This is a genomic window from Niastella caeni (assembly GCF_004834005.1).
Lineage (GTDB): Bacteria > Bacteroidota > Bacteroidia > Chitinophagales > Chitinophagaceae > Niastella > Niastella caeni.
Genome location: NZ_STFF01000001.1, coordinates 459305 through 476466, shown reverse-complemented (window position 1 = coordinate 476466; position 17162 = coordinate 459305). Strand labels below are relative to the sequence as shown.

The window sequence follows — 17162 nt, the reverse complement described above, 5'->3', positions numbered from 1 at the left end:
CTTCAAAACCCGGAAGGAATTCCTATTTCCTTTCAGGAAATCTCAAAGCCTTTCAGCAATCCCGAATTCCTGGAAGGAACTCAGAAAATCTTTCAGGAAAAGACAATTCCCTGAAGGTATGCTCTTTTCCTTTCGGGAATTGAGCGCCTGTTACGAGTCTGTCCAATTCTTCCATCAACTTAGCTCATCAGTTGCGTGGTTTTGACTGTTGGGTTAACGAGTTTTATTATCTGCTTTCAGGGTTTACCTGTTTGCATAGCAACTTAGCTCACAGGTTGCTCATTTTTGCCTGTTTGTTTCACGGGCCGGGCTATCAGTTTTTCGTCTTTGGTTAACTGCTTTACGACTTTGCTACATGGTTTGAAGGTTTTACTTGTTTGTTTATCGTTTTTGGCAACCAGTTCACCGGTTTTTAATTACCCGGTTGATGGGAATAGATAACCAATTTGCCAGTTTAGTATGAAAATCTGCAAGTGTTCTGCTCAAGTTGGCAGGCAGGGAATAAAACCCGCAACGCGGTTTATCAAAGTCGTTTGGCTATTCATCAAAACCAGCAAACGGACAATCAAAACTGCCAGGTACACAATTAAATTCACGAAACGAATAAGTGAAAACAAGCAGTGTGTGACAGCAACATTCAAAAGCATGAAGGAACTTAGTAATTGAATTGTTATAATAACACATGTTTTTCTTCTACTCTAATCTAAGCACCCATCGTGACAAACTATAGTGGCCATTCCGTTCGTTCATTGTCAAAATTAGATTTACGTTTGTGCCTACTATTTAAACAAGTATTAATTTTTATTCTCTATGAAAAAAAGCCTTATTCGTTCAGCCATGGTTTTTGCAATACCATGCATGCTCCTGTTTTCCTGTAAAAAAGTTAGTAATAACGAACAGGTAACGCCCGATTCCGGTTTTTCCAATTCTCCCGGCAACATCGCAAGAGTGAACACCACCAACTCCAATCCCGGTAATATTTATGATGTGGAAGAAGTAAAAGGTGCAGGAACTGCTGCATCAATTTACGTTGCCACCAATGGCAATGATGCCGCTACCGGAACCATCGATGCGCCGCTGAAAACACTTACCAAAGCCATTACGCTGGTAAAGCCTGGCGGTACAATCATCATGCGCGCCGGCACCTACCAGGGCGCTGTTATAAACAGAGGGTTTGGAACAGACAGTGCATGGGTTACGCTTACGGCTGCACCTGGCGAAGCGGTTACCTTACAAGGCAATCCCAGGGGAACCTCTGTAGCCACCATTTATTTTTATAATAGTGGTTGTGATGAATATGCGCCTGCTGGCTCAGTGTGCGCATCTGCGTATTGGCGCATCAAAGGCCTTAAGATCATGTCAATAGCCGGAGGTGGCGCCGATGCAAATGCAGTAAAAATCGACATGCCCCATGTACAAATCGATAGCTGCACATTGTGTTGCGCTGTGCCAGATATCATTAAGATCGTTCGTACCGCAAATTTTGCAGCGGTTTTAAATTGCGAAATTTATGCAGACTCTTCTGTTGTAATACCTGGCAGAAATTCACAAGGTATTGATATTACCGGCGCAGACAATGTGCGGGTGATCGGTAACTACCTCCATGATTTACCCGATGTAGCCATGTACGCCAAGGGAAATGCCCGTAATCCCATCTTTGCGGTAAACAGGATCAGCAACACCGGTTTTGGTACACCCGGAACAGGATACAATGCCATCATGCTGGGTCAACAAACTGACGAGAACCGTTTGGTAGACGGGCCTTACGAATCATACGACGGATTGGTGGTAAATAACCTCATCAGTAATGTGTCAGGCGCTGCTTTAGCAGCCAGTTCCAGTTACAATGCCCGATTTTATCACAATACCTGTTACCTGTCTGGGCAGCGTATTCATAGCGGTATGCTTATCAGCACCGAAGGCGGTATCAGTTACACGCCTAATAAGGGTGTGGAGTTTGTAAATAACATTTTTATTCAACCAGCAGCAAGGCCGCGAATTTTAACCAGCACCGATCGGGAATATACCAAACCTACGGAAGGGCCATTGGTGTTTAAAAACAATGTTTACTGGAGTTCCGGCGCCATACCTACGTTTGTATGGAGACCTAAATTTTATAATGATAAGCCCTTTGCCCAATGGCTGGCCGCTTATTTGGAAATTTATGGCGGTGTAGATAACAGTATGAACAACGTGAACCCATTGCTCTCCCTGGCTCCCGGAAATTTAGAGCCTCAGTCAGGAAGCCCTGCCATTAATGCCGCAGCAACCGGATATGCTACCTATGATTTTTATGGCAGGAACAGATCAAATACGCCAACTATTGGAGCAATTGAAATAATTCAATAATGTTTATGGCGTCACCGTTATTGCCATCAATACATTTGAAGGGTCGCATGATCTGGGATTGATACAGAATATTGAATTGACGTAAGAGTACCTGACAACTATAAACCCTGGCTGTTAATACACAGCCGGGGTTTTTTTACGTGCGCCATGCGTATTGCTTCAATCTCCGTTCTTATTGGTAAAGCCTTAGGCATTAGCTATTTGGGTTTATACTTGCTTGCCGCTAATAGCTTGCGGCTTGCAGCTTCCTTCCCGTTCATCACAATTTTTTACCAAAGCATTTGCAAATCCGGAAAAAGCTATTATGTTTGCGTGTACTATTAAACTAGTACACTAAAACGCCAAACATGATACAGATCCAAAACCTGCATTTTGGGTATCGGAAGAAAAAGATATTCACCGGCCTTAGCCTGAAACTGGAAGCCGGTCACATTTACGGATTGCTTGGTAAGAACGGGACCGGCAAATCGACCCTCCTTAAAAACATGGCCGGGTTGCTGTTTCCCAAAGAAGGCAATGTCAGTGTGCTCGGCTTTAACCCTGCTAAACGGCAGCCTGCTTTTTTACAGGACATCTTTATGGTGCCTGAAGAATTTTACCTGCCCGATGTGCCCATTGAACAACTGGTAAAACATACTGCCCCTTTTTACCCCAAATTCAATGACGATCAGTTTAACCGGTTCATCACCGAATTTGATATTCCCCGCTCCAACACATTGCAAAAAATGAGTTATGGGCAGAAAAAGAAAGTGTTGATCAGTTTTGGCCTGGCCTGTAATACCTCTGTGTTATTAATGGATGAACCTACCAACGGACTGGACATTATGAGTAAAAGCCAGTTCCGCAAGGTAATTGCCGGTTGCCTCGATGAAAACAAATGCATAGTGATAAGCACCCACCAGGTAAAAGACCTGGAAAGCCTCATCGATCGCGTTACCATTATTGATGAAGGCCGCATTTTATTCGACCAAACGGTTGATGACATTACGCGCAAATTGAGTTTTCATATTTCATTTGATAATGATGAAATAAAACAGGCTTTGTTCCGCGAACCTTCCTTACGGGGTAGTGCGGTCATTACCCGTAATACACTGGGTGATGAAAGCAAACTGGATCTTGAATTATTGTACAAGGCCATTGTTCTTAATGGCAATGCCATTAAATCTGTTTTTAACGCTTAAACTATTGCTATGAATTCCGTTTTTGATCTTAAACGCTGGTCATTATATATAGGCAAACACTGGAATGAGAATAAGAAAAGATACCTGCTTTCATTGGGCGCTATTGGCGGCTTATTGATTTTGTGGTATTCATTTCTGATGTTGGTTAATGGCGATCACCCGATCTCTAGAGATATACAGGCGATCACTTATTATGTAGGCTTATTCTTAACCGGCTGTTTGTATGCCAGCATAATTTTTAATGAATTGTCAGATGGCCCAAAAGGCATTCAATTTTTGTTGATACCGGTATCTGTACTGGAGAAATTATTGACAGCCATCTTGTTTGGGGTTGTCCTGTATTTTATCTGCTATACTGTTATTTTTTACATTGTTGATTTCCCTATGGTGAATTTGGCGAACAGTATAGCCAAAACAATAGCGGAACAGGAGCATAGGATACCTTACCCTGCAGAGAAAATAGCCAATGTATTTGTTTCATGGAAAGATGGTGATAATATTTTAGTTTATTTCCTGCTGGCTTATTTAAGCATACAGTCAATTTTCCTGATGGGGTCGGTATATTTTGTCCGGTTCCAGTATATAAAGACCCTTGTTTCGGGACTGGTTGTGTTTTTGTTCCTGATGTTTTTTGTTCATAAGGTCCTTGGTTCGTTTATGCCGCCAGGTGGTTTCTTTAAACCATTTACCGTTTACCGGGTTTTTGTTTCAAATGAGTCTTTAAGTGTACACCTGCCCGAATGGATAAGTACGATATTGCTTTTTCTTATTAAATATTCTTTTGCGCCGATGTTTTGGGTTGTTACATACCTCAGGTTGAAAGAAAAAGAAGTTTAACGATTAAATTATAAATTATGCAATTCCGCGAATCGCAAGCTATATACTTACAAATTGCCGATTATGTGTGCGAGAAGATCCTGTTGAAAGAATGGAAGGTTGAAGAACGTATTCCATCCGTACGGGAACTGGCGGTGCAGTTGGAAGTGAATCCTAATACCGTTATGCGCACCTATGAATTTCTGCAACAACAGGAAATTATTCATAACCAGCGAGGCATCGGATATTTCGTTTCACCTACGGCATTGAAAAACGCACAGCAATACCGGAAAAATGATTTCGTTGAAAAAGACCTGCCGCAGGTTTTTCGCACCATGTATTTATTGGGAATGGAACCGGATGAATTAAAGCCCCGGTTCGATAAATTTAAGAAACAACATTTTGCCTGAGAAAACAGCCGAAAGCCATAGGCTGCAGGCATATACAGAACTAAGAACTCAGAACTAAAAACTCAGAACTTAGCATTATGAAAACAAGCAATAAAGTATTATTAGGCATTTTTCTTTCGATCTTAATATTAACAACGGCCATTCAACTGATGGTATATGCCAGATACAAGAATGGGGAGTATGTGAAATTTAATAGAGAGGAGTATTTTCCATCAGATAAGCATACATTACCACCCCTGCGCCTTGTTTCTCTAAACGGCCTGGGTAATTGTAAAATAATAACTTCCGACACTGCCAGGCTGGAATTGCAAAACTTTAAAGGCGCCCAGGTTACATACCGAATTGTAAACGATATGCTGATCATTCACGGCGATACAACCCTGAACAGCGATCAACTGGACCATGGAGTGCGAAATTTTCAGTTGGTGAGTTTATACCTGCCTGCTACTATGCAGATCAATGCAAATTATAGCAGCTTTAAGTTAACCGGGGCCCGGGATTCTGTACATGCGCCTTCTTATAAAATTAAGCTGGAAAGATATTCCGATTTTAAAATGGACGATCGAAACCAGGATGCGGTATATTATAAAGAGTTGAACATTTTCAGTGATGTATCAAAAGTTGAATTGAGCAATGGTGCTATCGTGAATGACCTGATCGTTCACCTGTCAAATTCAAGTATTGACTATAAAAAAGCAACGATCAGGAAAATGGCCATGGACCTGGATAGCAATTCGACTATTACCCTTTCAAGTAATAATCTCAAAGCCTTAAAATAATTTGTATGCAACTCGTGGTGCTGGCATTATCAATTCTATTGCTGACAGTCATTGCTGGCAATGGGCGGATGAAAGTAACCGCAGGAAAAAACAGTATGGTCATGAAAAATCAGAACGTAAAGGCAAAGAAAGCTACTACTGTTGACCATACTGACGTGCTTTCTATATATTATTCGCGGTTCGATATGATCGTTAACTAATACCCATATGCATACAATTATTGAAACACAGCACCTGCATTTTGCTTTTCAAACCGGTCAAAAAATATTGGATGATCTGAATCTGCAGGTACCCACCGGTAGCATCTATGGTTTCTTAGGTCCTAATGGCGCCGGCAAAACCACCACCTTGCGGTTATTGCTTGGGTTATTAAAAAAGCAGGATGGTGATTTAACGCTATTCGGGCAGCATTTTCAACGGCACCGGCTTCACATATTACGTCGCATTGGTTCACTGATTGAACAGCCTTCCTTATACCTGCATTTGACCGGTAAAGAAAACCTGGAAATTTTCCGGTTAACGTATCAGTGTGATAAAAACAGGATTAACGAAGTGCTTAAACTGGTTGGGTTGCAGCAAGCGGCGAATAAAAAAGCAAAAAACTATTCACTGGGCATGAAACAGCGGCTGGCCATTGCCATTGCTTTGTTGCACGACCCTGATGTACTGATACTTGATGAACCAACGAATGGCTTAGATCCCAATGGCATTATTGAAACCAGGGAATTGATCAAACAACTGAATCGTGAATTTGGGAAAACGATCCTTGTTTCGAGCCACCTGTTAAGCGAAGTGGAGAAAATGGCTACACATGTTGGTATCATTCATAAAGGAAAATTATTATTCCAGGGCAGTCTGCAACAATTGCAGCAATTGCAATCGCAACAATCGGTCGTTGAAATAGAAGTGAATGATATAACAAAGGCGCAACTGGCAATAAAGGACCATTTTCCTTTAAAACATGTACATGGAAGCCGGCTGGTGGTTGATTATGAAAGCAGGGAGCGATCGGCATTGTTGAATAAACTGCTGGTGCAGCAGGATGTGGAAGTATATCAGCTGGCTGTTGCGCAAAATGACCTCGAAAATTTATTTATTCAAATTACTGCTCAATAATTATGGTCGCCTCATTTTTACTCAATACAAAAGCAGAGTTCCTGAAAAGCAAACGAACGATGGCTTTCTGGTTAACGGTTGTAGGTGCAGCTTTTGTTCCTGGGATAAATTTTATAAGTCTGGTAGCCCGACCCGATCGTTTTGTTCGCGTTTATAAAGATAATCCCTGGCAACAAATTATTAACGAAAACTGGCAGGTTGCTACCGTTTTTATACTACCTATGTATGTTATACTGGTAATAAGCCTGGTGGTACAAATAGAATACAGGAATAATACCTGGAAGCAGGTGTACACGTTGCCCCGAACCCTGGCCGACATCTTCTTTTCGAGGTTTGTTGTTATTCATTCACTTATCCTGTTTTGTTTGATCCTGTTTAATGCATCCATCGTTATTGCATCCTGTGCTGCCAACCTGGTGCATAAACAGTATACATTTTTTGATCACGCTGTTCCGTGGAAGCGAATGTTTTTGATAAGCGTAAAGATTTATTTTTCAGTACTGGCCATTACTTCCATTCAATATTGGTTAAGTCTGCGCTTTCGCAATTTTATTGTACCGGTTGGCATAGGGTTAGCCTTGCTGATAACAGGTTTAACTATTCATTCGTGGGAACACCTGTATTACTACCCTTATATGTATCCGGCGATATCGTTCCTGCCCAATTTTGAAAAGATCCCGTCATTTGTTCAAAAAGCACAACTATTTAATGCGATTTGGTTTGTGATGGTGTTGTTGATCGGTTTTTTTGACCTAGTTCAACGTAAGGAAAAGGGCTGAAAGGGCAACAGGTACAGCTTTAAAACTCGGTACTACCGCCCAGCCAGGCCATCACGCCCATACCGGTTTCAATAGCGCTTTCATCGATGTTGAATGTGGGTGTATGCACACCGGAAGTAATGCCTTTGGCTTCATTCATTACACCTAACCGGTAAAAGCAACCGGGTATAAGCCGGGTGTAATACCCAAAGTCTTCCGCACCCATCCGTACTTCAGTGGTCTCTACTTTTTCTTTACCCATATATTGCTCTGCCAGCGAGCGGGCAGTGGCGTTCAACTTTTCATTATTGTATAAGGTAGGATAGCCTACGTCAATATGCAGATCAATTTCAGCACCCATGCTATGCACCAGTTCGGTAGCCAGTTTACGGATGAGGTCATGCGCTTTAAAACGCCACTCCTCATCCAGCGCCCGGAAAGTGCCCATCAATTTTACTTCGCCTGGGATCACATTGGTAGTATGTCCGCCCTGGATAGAGCAGATAGACAACACAGAAGGAGCCAATGGGTTCCTGTTACGGCTGATGATCTGTTGCAGGCTAACAATGAGATGTGAGGCAATGAGAATGGGGTCAACTATTAAATGCGGTGCTGCCGCATGACCGCCTTTGCCTTTGATGGTAATATAAATTTCATCGGCGCTGGCCATAACCTGACCACCGCGAAAACTCAGTTTACCTATTTCCAGTTGCGGATGCACATGCAATCCATAGATCGCTTGCGGCTTGGGATTTTCGAGCACACCTTCTTTGATCAGGATACTGGCGCCACCGGGATTTCTTTCTTCCCCCGGTTGAAAAATGAGCTTTACAGTACCTTCCCATTCATTTTTTAATTCCTGTAAAATTTTTGCGGCGCCCAGCAGGCAGGTGGTGTGCACATCGTGCCCGCAGGCATGCATTACGCCTTCATTCTTTGATTTATAGGGAATATTATTTTGTTCGGTAATGGGGAGGGCATCCATATCGGCCCGCAGGGCGATCACTTTCTTCTCAGGATTTTTTCCTTTTATCAAACCCACCACACCGGTTTGAGCCATTACCGAAAAGGGGATACCAAATTCAGTAAGTTTGTTTTGAACGAAACGGGAAGTTTCAAATTCCTGATAACTCAGTTCTGGATGCGCGTGTAAATGATGGCGAATATCAATAAACTCGGCTGAGTATGTTTTTGCCAGGCTTTGGATCTTCTGTTGTAAAGTGCTCATAGCCAGCAAAGATAGTTGGAATGTGGTAAAAACCACCCTACAACGTTCCCGACTTATCTGGGTTTACTTCAATGATGTCGCGAACGATATATACGCCGGTAGGAAAGAAACGCTGAATGGCAGACATGTAGGGCTCTGCTTCATCGCGGGTTTTGAAATCGCCTACTTTCACTTTCATGTAGGGCGATTTCCACTCGAGGTAGGCTTTTAACTCGGGAAACTCCTGGTATATTTTAACCTTTGCGCTGTTGGCTTTATTGCGGTCGTTGGTGTTCAACACCAGTATTCTGAACCCCTGCACACGGCTGCGGGCGTCGCGTGTGGTAAGCTCATTGATCTGGATCTGCTTTTTGATCAGCATATCGATCCGGGGGTCTTTATGAACCACTATGGAATTGCTATCTGTTTGGGCAAACAAAGTGTGGGACAGGATTAATAAGGCACAACTGATAATGTATTTCATGCGAAATATATTTTTTAAAGACTGCATAAAATTGAGCTGGTCTGGAATAATGATCGATTTCATGCAGCTTCTACAGATTATTCTGCAAAATCTTCGCCAAAGATAATTCAACGGGTTGCCAGTTGCAAGTACCCGGTAGTTTCAGGTTACAAGCCTGCCTGCCGGCAGGCAGGTTCCAGGTTTCAGGGTTTGGCTTTCCTTGTAACTTAAGACCTGTAACCTGCAACAGTTACTTATTGGAAATGAGCTTCTTTTAATACCCAGCAGAACCATTTGAACCACCCCTCGTCACAATAGCCACACTCGCGCTGCATCCCAGCCTGTTGGCTCCGGCCTGAATATATTGTTCGGCCTGTTCGTAGGTGCGAATGCCTCCGGAGGCTTTTATTTTAATAGTAGACGGCAGGTTGGCCCGCATCAGTTGCACCGCTTCAATAGTAGCGCCTTTTTCGGCATAACCGGTTGAGGTTTTCAAAAAATCGACCCCGGTTTTTGCATACAATTCACAACATTGTAGTATTTCTTCGTTGGTAAGTATACCGCTTTCAATGATCACTTTTACGAGCCTGTTCTGGGCATGCGCTATTTCAACGATCGACTCCATTTCCAGTTCAAGGTACTGCCAGGCTTTGTTCTTAAGGGCTATAAGGTTGATCACCACATCCAGCTCATCGGCGCCATCCTGTATGGCCTGTTGCGCTTCGGCCACCTTGGCGCGGGCAACGGAATACCCAAACGGAAATCCAATAACAGTGGCCGTTTTTACCGAACTATTAGCTAATACCGACCGGGCATTTTTCACCAACGGCGGCGGCACACAAACCGCAAAAAAATTGTATTGAATGGCCTCCTCACATATTTTTTTTAGTTCATGTATGGTAGTTGCGGGTTTTAGCAAGGTGTGATCTATGTATTGAGCGATGTTCATGGAGCGTATTAACCGGTTAAAAACTTTTTAACCTGCCGAAATTAGTTCATTTAACTAAATTCGGCCTTTGTTCCGGTATTTAATAAAAACTAAAAAGCACATGAGAAAGTACTGTTTCTTTCCTCCAGGAAAGTTCGTTTTCCTGTTGGGCCTGCTATTTATGATGCAAACTGTGATCAACGCACAGGTTACGTTTCCTGTAAATGGCGTTGCTGATCCCCAGGTAAAATGTTTTGCATTCACCAATGCTACCATTGTAAAAGATGCTCAAACCACGCTCACGAACGCCACCCTGGTCATTCGGGAGGGAAAAATAGTGGCAGTGGGTAGTTCCATAACCATTCCCAAAGATGCGGTGGTGATCGATTGCAGCGGTAAATTCATTTACCCTTCGTTTATTGATATTTACAGCGATTACGGTGTATCGGTTGCGCAAAGAGCAAGTATTGGGTACGATTACCGGGGCCCGGCACAACTCACGTCTAACATCAAAGGCGTTTTTGGCTGGAACCAGGCTATCAAAAGCGAAACGGATGCCGCCAAATTGTTCAACACTGATAACGCAAAAGCAAAACTGTTGCGCGATATTGGTTTTGGCACCGTATTAACCCACCACAAAGATGGCATTGCCCGTGGTACCGGCGCGCTGGTAAGCCTGGCAAGTGAAAAAGAAAACCTGGTGATGCTGAAAGAGAAAGCCTCCGCGCATTATTCATTTAGTAAAGGAACTTCTTCTCAAAGCTATCCCACATCGATGATGGGGGCTGTTGCCTTACTGCGCCAGACTTACCTCGATGCGCAATGGTATAAGAGCAATCCGGCTACTGAAGGTGTGAACCTGTCGTTGAAATCATGGAACGAGATCCAATCTTTACCGCAAATTTTTGATGCGGGTGATAAATGGAATGACCTGCGTGCCGATCGCATTGGCGATGAGTTCGGCGTTCAATATATCATTAAGGGTGGCGGCAACGAATACCAACGCATAAAAGACGTGGCTGCTACAAAGGCTACTTATATTTTATCATTGAACTTTCCGCAGGCAATGGATGTGGAAGATCCCAATGAAGCGCGTTTTGTTTCCCTGGGCGATATGAAACATTGGGAACTGGCGCCTGGTAACCCTGCAGCTTTTGAAAAAGCGAATATTCCTTTTTGTTTTACTGCAACTGAATTAAAAGATGCCAAGCAATTTCTAACCAATTTGCGCAAGGCCATTGAATTTGGGTTAAGCGAAACCAAAGCGCTGGAAGCGCTTACCAAAACGCCGGCTACCGTATTGGGTGTTTACGATAAAGTAGGAAGCCTTGATGCCGGTAAAGTGGCCAGTTTTATTATAACCACCGGTGAAGTGTTTAAAGAAAAAACAGTGATCCTGCAAAACTGGATCCAGGGCGATAAATACAATGTAAAAGAAGAGAACTGGACGCCCATTGCCGGACAATACACTTTACAGGTAAAGTCGGCCAATGGAAACAACAGTTATACACTGGATGTAAAAAGCAATACCGACGCCAGCATCTTTTTAAAAGATACTATCAAAACAAAATTCAGTTATGATGGCAAACTGGTGAACATCAGCTTTGCAACAGTGAAAAGACCAGGCACAGCAGCCATTCGCTTAGGCGGAACGGTAAATGGCGATGTGTGGAATGGTAATGGCGTTGATGCGGAAGGTAATAACGTATTGTGGACTGCCAGTTTTTCAAAAGCAGGCACCCCGGCGCCTGATACCAGCAAGAAAAAACCACAAACGCAATTAGGTAAAATAGTTTATCCATTCGATGGCTATGGATTTGATTCGCTGCCCCAGGCCCAAACCATTCTTATTAAAAATGGTACCGTTTGGACCAATGAAAAAGAGGGCATACTGGAGAATACCGATGTGCTGATAAAGAATGGCAAAATAGTACAGATCGGAAAGAACTTGTCAGATGCCACTGCAAAAGTGATTGATGCAACCGGCAAGTTTGTTACGCCCGGCATTATTGATGAGCACTCGCACATTGCCGCTTTCTCTATCAATGAAGGCGCGCAATCGGTAACCTCTGAAGTGCGCATCGCTGATAACCTCAACCCCGAAGACGTCAATATCTATCGTCAGTTGAGCGGTGGCGTTACCTCTTCTCACATTCTGCATGGTTCGGCCAATACCATCGGCGGACAAACCCAATTGATAAAACTGCGTTGGGGGGTAAATGACGAAGAACTGAAATTTAAAGGCGCTGATCCCTTTATAAAGTTTGCGTTGGGTGAGAATGTGAAACGTACGCCCTCACAGAGTAACAATCGTTTTCCCGATACGCGAATGGGAGTAGAAGAAGTGTTGATGGATGCCTTTACCCGTGCCTGCGAATATGAGAAAGGTTGTAAAGAAGGGGAGGCTGCTGCTAATGCTACTAAAAAGAAAGGCACTGCTCCCACTCCTGTAGCTCCTGTGCGTCGCAACCTGGAGTTGGAAGCGTTGGTAGAGATCATGAATAAAAAGCGCTTCATTACCTGCCACTCGTATGTACAAAGCGAAATCACCGCTACCATGCGCGTGGCTGAGAAATTCAATTTCACAGTAAATACGTTCACGCATATTCTCGAAGGCTATAAAGTAGCCGACAAAATGAAAGCCCATGGCGCTAACGCTTCTACCTTTAGCGATTGGTGGGCTTATAAAACAGAAGTGCAGGATGCCATTCCGCATAACGCTACGCTGATGCAACGCGTAGGGTTGAATGTGTGTATCAACTCAGATGATGCGGAAATGGCGCGTCGCCTGAACCAGGAAGCGGCGAAGAGCGTAAAATATGGCGGCATGTTGGAAGAAGAAGCATTTAAAATGGTTACGTTGAACCCGGCCAAAGCGCTGCATGTAGATGATAAAGTAGGCAGCTTGAAAGCGGGTAAAGATGCCGATGTGGTAATATGGAACGATCATCCGTTGAGCATTTATGCAAAGGCTGAGCAAACGATCGTTGATGGTATTATTTATTTCGACCGTGCCCGCGACCTGGAACTGCGCAAAAAGATCGCTGCAGAAAGAAATCGCCTGGTGCAAAAGATGCTGGGTGAGAAAAAAAGCGGTGGTGCGGTTCAGCCGGCAACCCCCAGTTTCCAGGTTGTGCTGAGCTGTGGCGATCATGACCACCACGATGGCCTGATCACTGTTGATATAGATGGAAATGATACCAATTAGCAATAGACATTTGCAATTGGCAAATAACCAAACAAGCAATTAAGCAATGAAACAATTAATTATAATCATTTACTGCCTCGTATGCTGGGCGGCCATACAGGCGCAGGAAGATGTATACCCGGCGAAAGGGTATGCCGGCAAGCTATTTCTCACTAACGGTACCATACATGTAGGAAACGGGCAGGTTATTGAGAACGGTACCATTGAAATTAATAATGGCAAGATCGTGCAGGTAGGAACCAACATCACTGTGCCTGCCGATGCCAAAGTGGTTGATGTTAAAGGAAAACAGGTGTATCCCGGCATGATCTTACCGGTAACCGACCTTGGTTTGAAAGAGATTGCCAACGGCGTAAGAGGCTCAAACGACTTCCAGGAACTGGGTGAATACAATAACAGCATCCGCGCTATTGTGGCCTATAATACCGATTCAAAGATCATCAACACGCTGAAAGCAAACGGAATTTTATTGGCAGGTATTACGCCGCAGGGTGGCACTATCAGCGGTTCTTCTTCAGTGGTGCAACTGGATGCATGGAACTGGGAAGATGCTGCCTATAAAATGGATAATGCCATTCACCTGAACATGCCCTCCTTTATCAGCCGGCCCAACCGCTTTGCGATACTTACAGGCACACAGCAAGCGCAGCCCGATCCCACTAAAGAAGCATTGAACAAGATCGATGAAATAAAAACCCTGTTCCGCCAGGCAAAGGCTTACCTGCAGGAAACCACGCATAAGGAAACCAACCTGAAGTATGAAGCATTGAAAGGATTGTTTAATAAAACACAGAAACTGTTTGTGCATGCCGACCAGGTTAAACAAATGCTGATCGCAATTGATTTTGTAAAAGAATTTGGCTTTGATGTAGTGCTCGTTGGCGCCAGTGAATGTTTTCAAATTGCTGACCTGTTGAAGCTTTACAATATCGCGGTGGTACTGGGTGATGAACACGCATTGCCAGCTACCGAAGATGATGACGTTGATCAGCCTTTTAAAACACCTGCCATGCTGCAGAAAGCCGGTGTGTTATTCGCAATGAACGATGAACATGGCGAAAGCCGTTACCGTAACCTTCCTTTTAATGCGGGCACAGCCGCAGCGTATGGTTTAACCAAAGAACAAGCTTTGCAAGCCATAACGTTGAATTCGGCCAAAATTTTAGGTGTTGATGATAAAACAGGTTCGCTGGAAGCAGGAAAGGATGCGAACATTGTAGTGAGTGAAGGCGACCTGCTCGACATGCGCACCAGCATTATTATTCATGCTTACATTCAGGGGCGCGAAGTAAGCCTGGAGAACAAACAAAAGCAACTGTATGAGAGATATAAGTATAAATATGAGTTGAAGTAAGTTGTAGAATGTATAAAGTTTACACAATAATTTGTGCCACGTTTCCTTTGTGCTGGAACGTGGCACATCTTTTTTTATGAGGTTGAGTTGATAAAGATCAAAAAACATTATGTTTTTTCTTAAGTCATACAATACAGGATTATAATGAAGTAAATTTCAGGTTACACGCACACTATTTGTTAGTAACCAAAACGCTTCACATTATGAAAAAAATTCCTGTACTGATAACTGTTACTGTATTGGCCGCTGTAATACTCGTTTTTTGTAATCAACCCGCAGCAGAGGAAAAAACGGCAGCTACAACAAATACGGAAGCCATTTCGCCCGACAGCCTGGTAAAACGAGGCGCCTACCTGGTAAATATCATGGGTTGTAACGACTGTCATACACCCAAGAAGTTTGGACCGCAAGGGCCCATTTTCGATGAGGAGAGAACGTTGTCTGGCCACCCTGCTGAAATGCCAGTGGCGAAGTTTGATACCGGAACTGCCAGAAACTGGATCTTGTTTAACCAGATGCTTACAAATTATGTAGGTCCCTGGGGCATTTCTTACTCTGCCAATCTTACGCCTGACTCAACCGGTATTGGTAGCTGGACCGAGCAGCAATTTTTTAAAGCTATCAGGGAAGGAAAATACAAAGGGCTTGATAATACCCGTCCGCTGTTGCCGCCTATGCCCTGGCAGGAATATAGAAAAGCGAGTGATGAAGATCTGAGAGCTGTTTTTGCTTATTTGAGATCCCTCAAGCCGGTTAAGAATATAGTGCCGACGGCGAAGATCAATAGACAATAATAAGAGAGGCATAAAGGCAACGAGGCAAAAGGCATAAAGTAAATCGTAATCTGTATTTGCTTGCAGCTTGCAGCAGTATTTTGTATTTGCTTTCGGCTTTCAGCTTTTGGCTTATAGCTTTCTGCTTATAACCGTATTTCCCGACTTTCCTGTAACTTCATTCCGTATTAGAAACACTATACGCTATGCAAACAGGATTATTCGTTCGTTACTGCGTTTTTTGTTTTATTGCTTTTTCGATTGCTGCCTGCCAAAGTGCACGTACCGTATCTTCTGGTAAGAACGGCTGGGTATCGCTGTTTAATGGCCGCGATATCAACGACTGGATAGTAAAGATCCATCACCATGAGGTGGGTGAAAATTTCGGGAATACCTTCCGGGTAGAAGATAGCATGATCAAAGTGCGGTACGATCAGTACGGCGCTTATAACGATCAGTTCGGACACCTGTATTATAAAACGCCTTTTTCTTACTACCACCTGGTGGTTGAATACCGGTTTACCGGTAATTGGAAAGAAGATGCACCGTCTTATACGTTGCTCAATAGCGGTATCATGTTCCATTCGCAGGACCCCCGCACTATGCCTAAAGAACAGAACTGGCCAATTTCTATTGAATTCCAGTTGCTGGCTGGTTTAGGTGATGGCAAGCCGCGTACTACCGGCAATATGTGTTCGCCCGGCACCCATATTGTATATAATGGCCAGCTCGATTCCCGTCACTGTATAAATTCTACTTCCAAAACATACGACGCCGATCAGTGGGTTCGTGCCGAGCTGATCGTGCTGGGCGATTCATCGATCACCCATATCATTAATGGCGATACGGTATTGCGCTATTCCAAACCGCAGATCGGCGGCGAAGTGGTTAATAACTTCGATCCGAAGATCAAACAGGATGGCAAAATATTATCGTCAGGATTCATTGCCCTGCAAAGCGAGGGGCAGCCGATTGATTTTAGGAAGGTTGAGATTAAGGATTTGACTTTTGAATTAGGCAAGAAGTAAGAAGCGAGTAGCTAGTAGCGAGTAGGAAAGACAGGGAATTGCGAAAAGTAGCGAGTTATGAAATTCCCCTACTAGCCACTTACTACTAGCCACTAGCTTATTAGCTATTCAACAATCTGAACGGTGTAAATCTTGGAATCCAACGAGGAACATGCTTCTTGTACTTCAGGTAATCGCTGCCGAAGCGTTGCATCATGCTGCGTTCTTCAACAAATATGAAATACAGGGTGTTGATAATAAAAAAGGCTACAGCCCATGCAAGAATGTTGGTTGAATAAAGCATAAGTCCTTCCCCAACTATCATAAAAAATACCCCGGAGATCATGGGATTGCGGCAATACCGGTAAGGCCCTTCCACTATCAGTTTTTGGGTAGGCTGCCAGGGCGCCAGCGTTCCCTGTCCCAGCATTTTAAAAAGGAAAACAGTATACACAAACAATGCAGAACCGGCCACGGCTATTAGCCAGCCGATTAATTTAAGCGTTACGGTATGCGGTATCACCACATCTTTACTGTCGTATAATAAATACGGAACAATGAATGTAACGGTAAAAGGTAAAAGAATGATGTCACGTAAGTGTTTTAAAATCGAAGGCGACTCCATATGTCAGTTTTTTTAAGCTTTTGATACGAATGCTACTCACTAAAATTCATATCTTTTTTCAGGGCGATCAGGCAAGTTCTTATCGTGGCAATAAGATGCTCCGGAGTCTTCAGGTAATACGTGATTATATTGTTGCAGGTATGCGGATACACCGCTATGCATTTGAAAATCTAATATACATAGTTTTG

Annotated in this window: 16 protein-coding genes; 12 read left to right on the top strand and 4 right to left on the bottom strand. The window is 43.5% G+C overall.

Going from position 1 to position 17162, the window contains the following annotated elements:
* Positions 1-810 precede the first annotated feature (810 nt).
* The 8 genes from FAM09_RS01930 to FAM09_RS01895 all read left to right on the top strand — a co-directional run bounded on the left by FAM09_RS01930 (position 811) and on the right by FAM09_RS01895 (position 7430).
* Positions 811-2349, top strand: a complete 1539-nt coding sequence (locus tag FAM09_RS01930) for a DUF1565 domain-containing protein (RefSeq protein ID WP_136575390.1) — start codon at positions 811-813, stop codon at positions 2347-2349.
* Positions 2350-2696: 347 nt separating this feature from the next.
* Positions 2697-3530, top strand: coding sequence for an ABC transporter ATP-binding protein (locus FAM09_RS01925; RefSeq protein WP_136575389.1), 834 nt, complete (start codon positions 2697-2699; stop codon positions 3528-3530).
* Positions 3531-3539: 9 nt separating this feature from the next.
* Positions 3540-4367, top strand: coding sequence for a hypothetical protein (locus tag FAM09_RS01920; protein ID WP_136575388.1), 828 nt, complete (start codon positions 3540-3542; stop codon positions 4365-4367).
* A gap of 17 nt (positions 4368-4384) precedes the next feature.
* Positions 4385-4756 (top strand): GntR family transcriptional regulator, encoded by a 372-nt coding sequence (locus tag FAM09_RS01915; RefSeq protein ID WP_136575387.1) that lies wholly within the window; start codon positions 4385-4387, stop codon positions 4754-4756.
* Between the two features lie 77 nt (positions 4757-4833).
* Positions 4834-5535, top strand: a complete 702-nt coding sequence (locus FAM09_RS01910) for a hypothetical protein (RefSeq protein WP_136575386.1) — start codon at positions 4834-4836, stop codon at positions 5533-5535.
* A gap of 5 nt (positions 5536-5540) precedes the next feature.
* Entirely contained in the window at positions 5541-5735 is a 195-nt protein-coding gene (locus FAM09_RS01905; RefSeq protein ID WP_136575385.1) for a hypothetical protein, read from the top strand.
* A 7-nt stretch (positions 5736-5742) separates the two neighbouring features.
* On the top strand, positions 5743-6651 hold the full coding sequence (locus FAM09_RS01900) for an ABC transporter ATP-binding protein (protein WP_136575384.1): 909 nt from the start codon (positions 5743-5745) through the stop codon (positions 6649-6651).
* Positions 6652-6653: 2 nt separating this feature from the next.
* Positions 6654-7430 carry an ABC transporter permease gene (locus FAM09_RS01895; protein ID WP_136575383.1) on the top strand — a complete coding sequence of 259 codons (777 nt, stop codon included), beginning with the start codon at positions 6654-6656 and terminating at the stop codon, positions 7428-7430.
* A gap of 19 nt (positions 7431-7449) precedes the next feature.
* Here FAM09_RS01895 and FAM09_RS01890 read toward each other — a convergent pair whose 3' ends face one another.
* The 3 genes from FAM09_RS01890 to deoC form a co-directional block, all read right to left on the bottom strand.
* Positions 7450-8637, bottom strand: a complete 1188-nt coding sequence (locus FAM09_RS01890; protein WP_136575382.1) for a M20 metallopeptidase family protein — start codon at positions 8635-8637, stop codon at positions 7450-7452.
* 37 nt (positions 8638-8674) lie between these two features.
* A complete protein-coding gene (locus tag FAM09_RS01885; protein ID WP_136575381.1) occupies positions 8675-9100 on the bottom strand; it encodes an SPOR domain-containing protein in 426 nt (141 codons plus the stop codon).
* 253 nt (positions 9101-9353) lie between these two features.
* Positions 9354-10028 (bottom strand): deoxyribose-phosphate aldolase, encoded by a 675-nt coding sequence (gene deoC / locus FAM09_RS01880; protein WP_136575380.1) that lies wholly within the window; start codon positions 10026-10028, stop codon positions 9354-9356.
* A 100-nt stretch (positions 10029-10128) separates the two neighbouring features.
* On the opposite strand from deoC, the gene FAM09_RS01875 reads away from it, so the two are divergent.
* The 4 genes from FAM09_RS01875 to FAM09_RS01860 all read left to right on the top strand — a co-directional run bounded on the left by FAM09_RS01875 (position 10129) and on the right by FAM09_RS01860 (position 16370).
* Positions 10129-13215 carry an amidohydrolase family protein gene (locus FAM09_RS01875; protein ID WP_136575379.1) on the top strand — a complete coding sequence of 1029 codons (3087 nt, stop codon included), beginning with the start codon at positions 10129-10131 and terminating at the stop codon, positions 13213-13215.
* A 46-nt stretch (positions 13216-13261) separates the two neighbouring features.
* Positions 13262-14569, top strand: coding sequence for an amidohydrolase family protein (locus FAM09_RS01870; RefSeq protein WP_136575378.1), 1308 nt, complete (start codon positions 13262-13264; stop codon positions 14567-14569).
* 203 nt (positions 14570-14772) lie between these two features.
* Entirely contained in the window at positions 14773-15363 is a 591-nt protein-coding gene (locus FAM09_RS01865) for a c-type cytochrome (protein WP_136575377.1), read from the top strand.
* A gap of 185 nt (positions 15364-15548) precedes the next feature.
* Positions 15549-16370, top strand: coding sequence for a 3-keto-disaccharide hydrolase (locus FAM09_RS01860; RefSeq protein WP_136575376.1), 822 nt, complete (start codon positions 15549-15551; stop codon positions 16368-16370).
* Between the two features lie 100 nt (positions 16371-16470).
* Here the strand turns inward: FAM09_RS01860 and FAM09_RS01855 are convergent, their stop codons facing one another.
* Positions 16471-16974 (bottom strand): methyltransferase family protein, encoded by a 504-nt coding sequence (locus FAM09_RS01855; RefSeq protein ID WP_136575375.1) that lies wholly within the window; start codon positions 16972-16974, stop codon positions 16471-16473.
* Positions 16975-17162: the final 188 nt, after the last annotated feature.

What these genes read in the sequence shown, in the direction of transcription:
- FAM09_RS01930 (WP_136575390.1), top strand. Translation starts at nt 811, where the DNA reads ATGAAAAAAAGCCTTATTCGTTCAGCCATGGTTTTTGCAATACCATGC.
- FAM09_RS01925 (WP_136575389.1), top strand. Translation starts at nt 2,697, where the DNA reads ATGATACAGATCCAAAACCTGCATTTTGGGTATCGGAAGAAAAAGATA.
- FAM09_RS01920 (WP_136575388.1), top strand. Translation starts at nt 3,540, where the DNA reads ATGAATTCCGTTTTTGATCTTAAACGCTGGTCATTATATATAGGCAAA.
- FAM09_RS01915 (WP_136575387.1), top strand. Translation starts at nt 4,385, where the DNA reads ATGCAATTCCGCGAATCGCAAGCTATATACTTACAAATTGCCGATTAT.
- FAM09_RS01910 (WP_136575386.1), top strand. Translation starts at nt 4,834, where the DNA reads ATGAAAACAAGCAATAAAGTATTATTAGGCATTTTTCTTTCGATCTTA.
- FAM09_RS01905 (WP_136575385.1), top strand. Translation starts at nt 5,541, where the DNA reads ATGCAACTCGTGGTGCTGGCATTATCAATTCTATTGCTGACAGTCATT.
- FAM09_RS01900 (WP_136575384.1), top strand. Translation starts at nt 5,743, where the DNA reads ATGCATACAATTATTGAAACACAGCACCTGCATTTTGCTTTTCAAACC.
- FAM09_RS01895 (WP_136575383.1), top strand. Translation starts at nt 6,654, where the DNA reads ATGGTCGCCTCATTTTTACTCAATACAAAAGCAGAGTTCCTGAAAAGC.
- FAM09_RS01890 (WP_136575382.1), bottom strand. Translation starts at nt 8,637, where the DNA reads ATGAGCACTTTACAACAGAAGATCCAAAGCCTGGCAAAAACATACTCA.
- FAM09_RS01885 (WP_136575381.1), bottom strand. Translation starts at nt 9,100, where the DNA reads ATGAAATACATTATCAGTTGTGCCTTATTAATCCTGTCCCACACTTTG.
- deoC (WP_136575380.1), bottom strand. Translation starts at nt 10,028, where the DNA reads ATGAACATCGCTCAATACATAGATCACACCTTGCTAAAACCCGCAACT.
- FAM09_RS01875 (WP_136575379.1), top strand. Translation starts at nt 10,129, where the DNA reads ATGAGAAAGTACTGTTTCTTTCCTCCAGGAAAGTTCGTTTTCCTGTTG.
- FAM09_RS01870 (WP_136575378.1), top strand. Translation starts at nt 13,262, where the DNA reads ATGAAACAATTAATTATAATCATTTACTGCCTCGTATGCTGGGCGGCC.
- FAM09_RS01865 (WP_136575377.1), top strand. Translation starts at nt 14,773, where the DNA reads ATGAAAAAAATTCCTGTACTGATAACTGTTACTGTATTGGCCGCTGTA.
- FAM09_RS01860 (WP_136575376.1), top strand. Translation starts at nt 15,549, where the DNA reads ATGCAAACAGGATTATTCGTTCGTTACTGCGTTTTTTGTTTTATTGCT.
- FAM09_RS01855 (WP_136575375.1), bottom strand. Translation starts at nt 16,974, where the DNA reads ATGGAGTCGCCTTCGATTTTAAAACACTTACGTGACATCATTCTTTTA.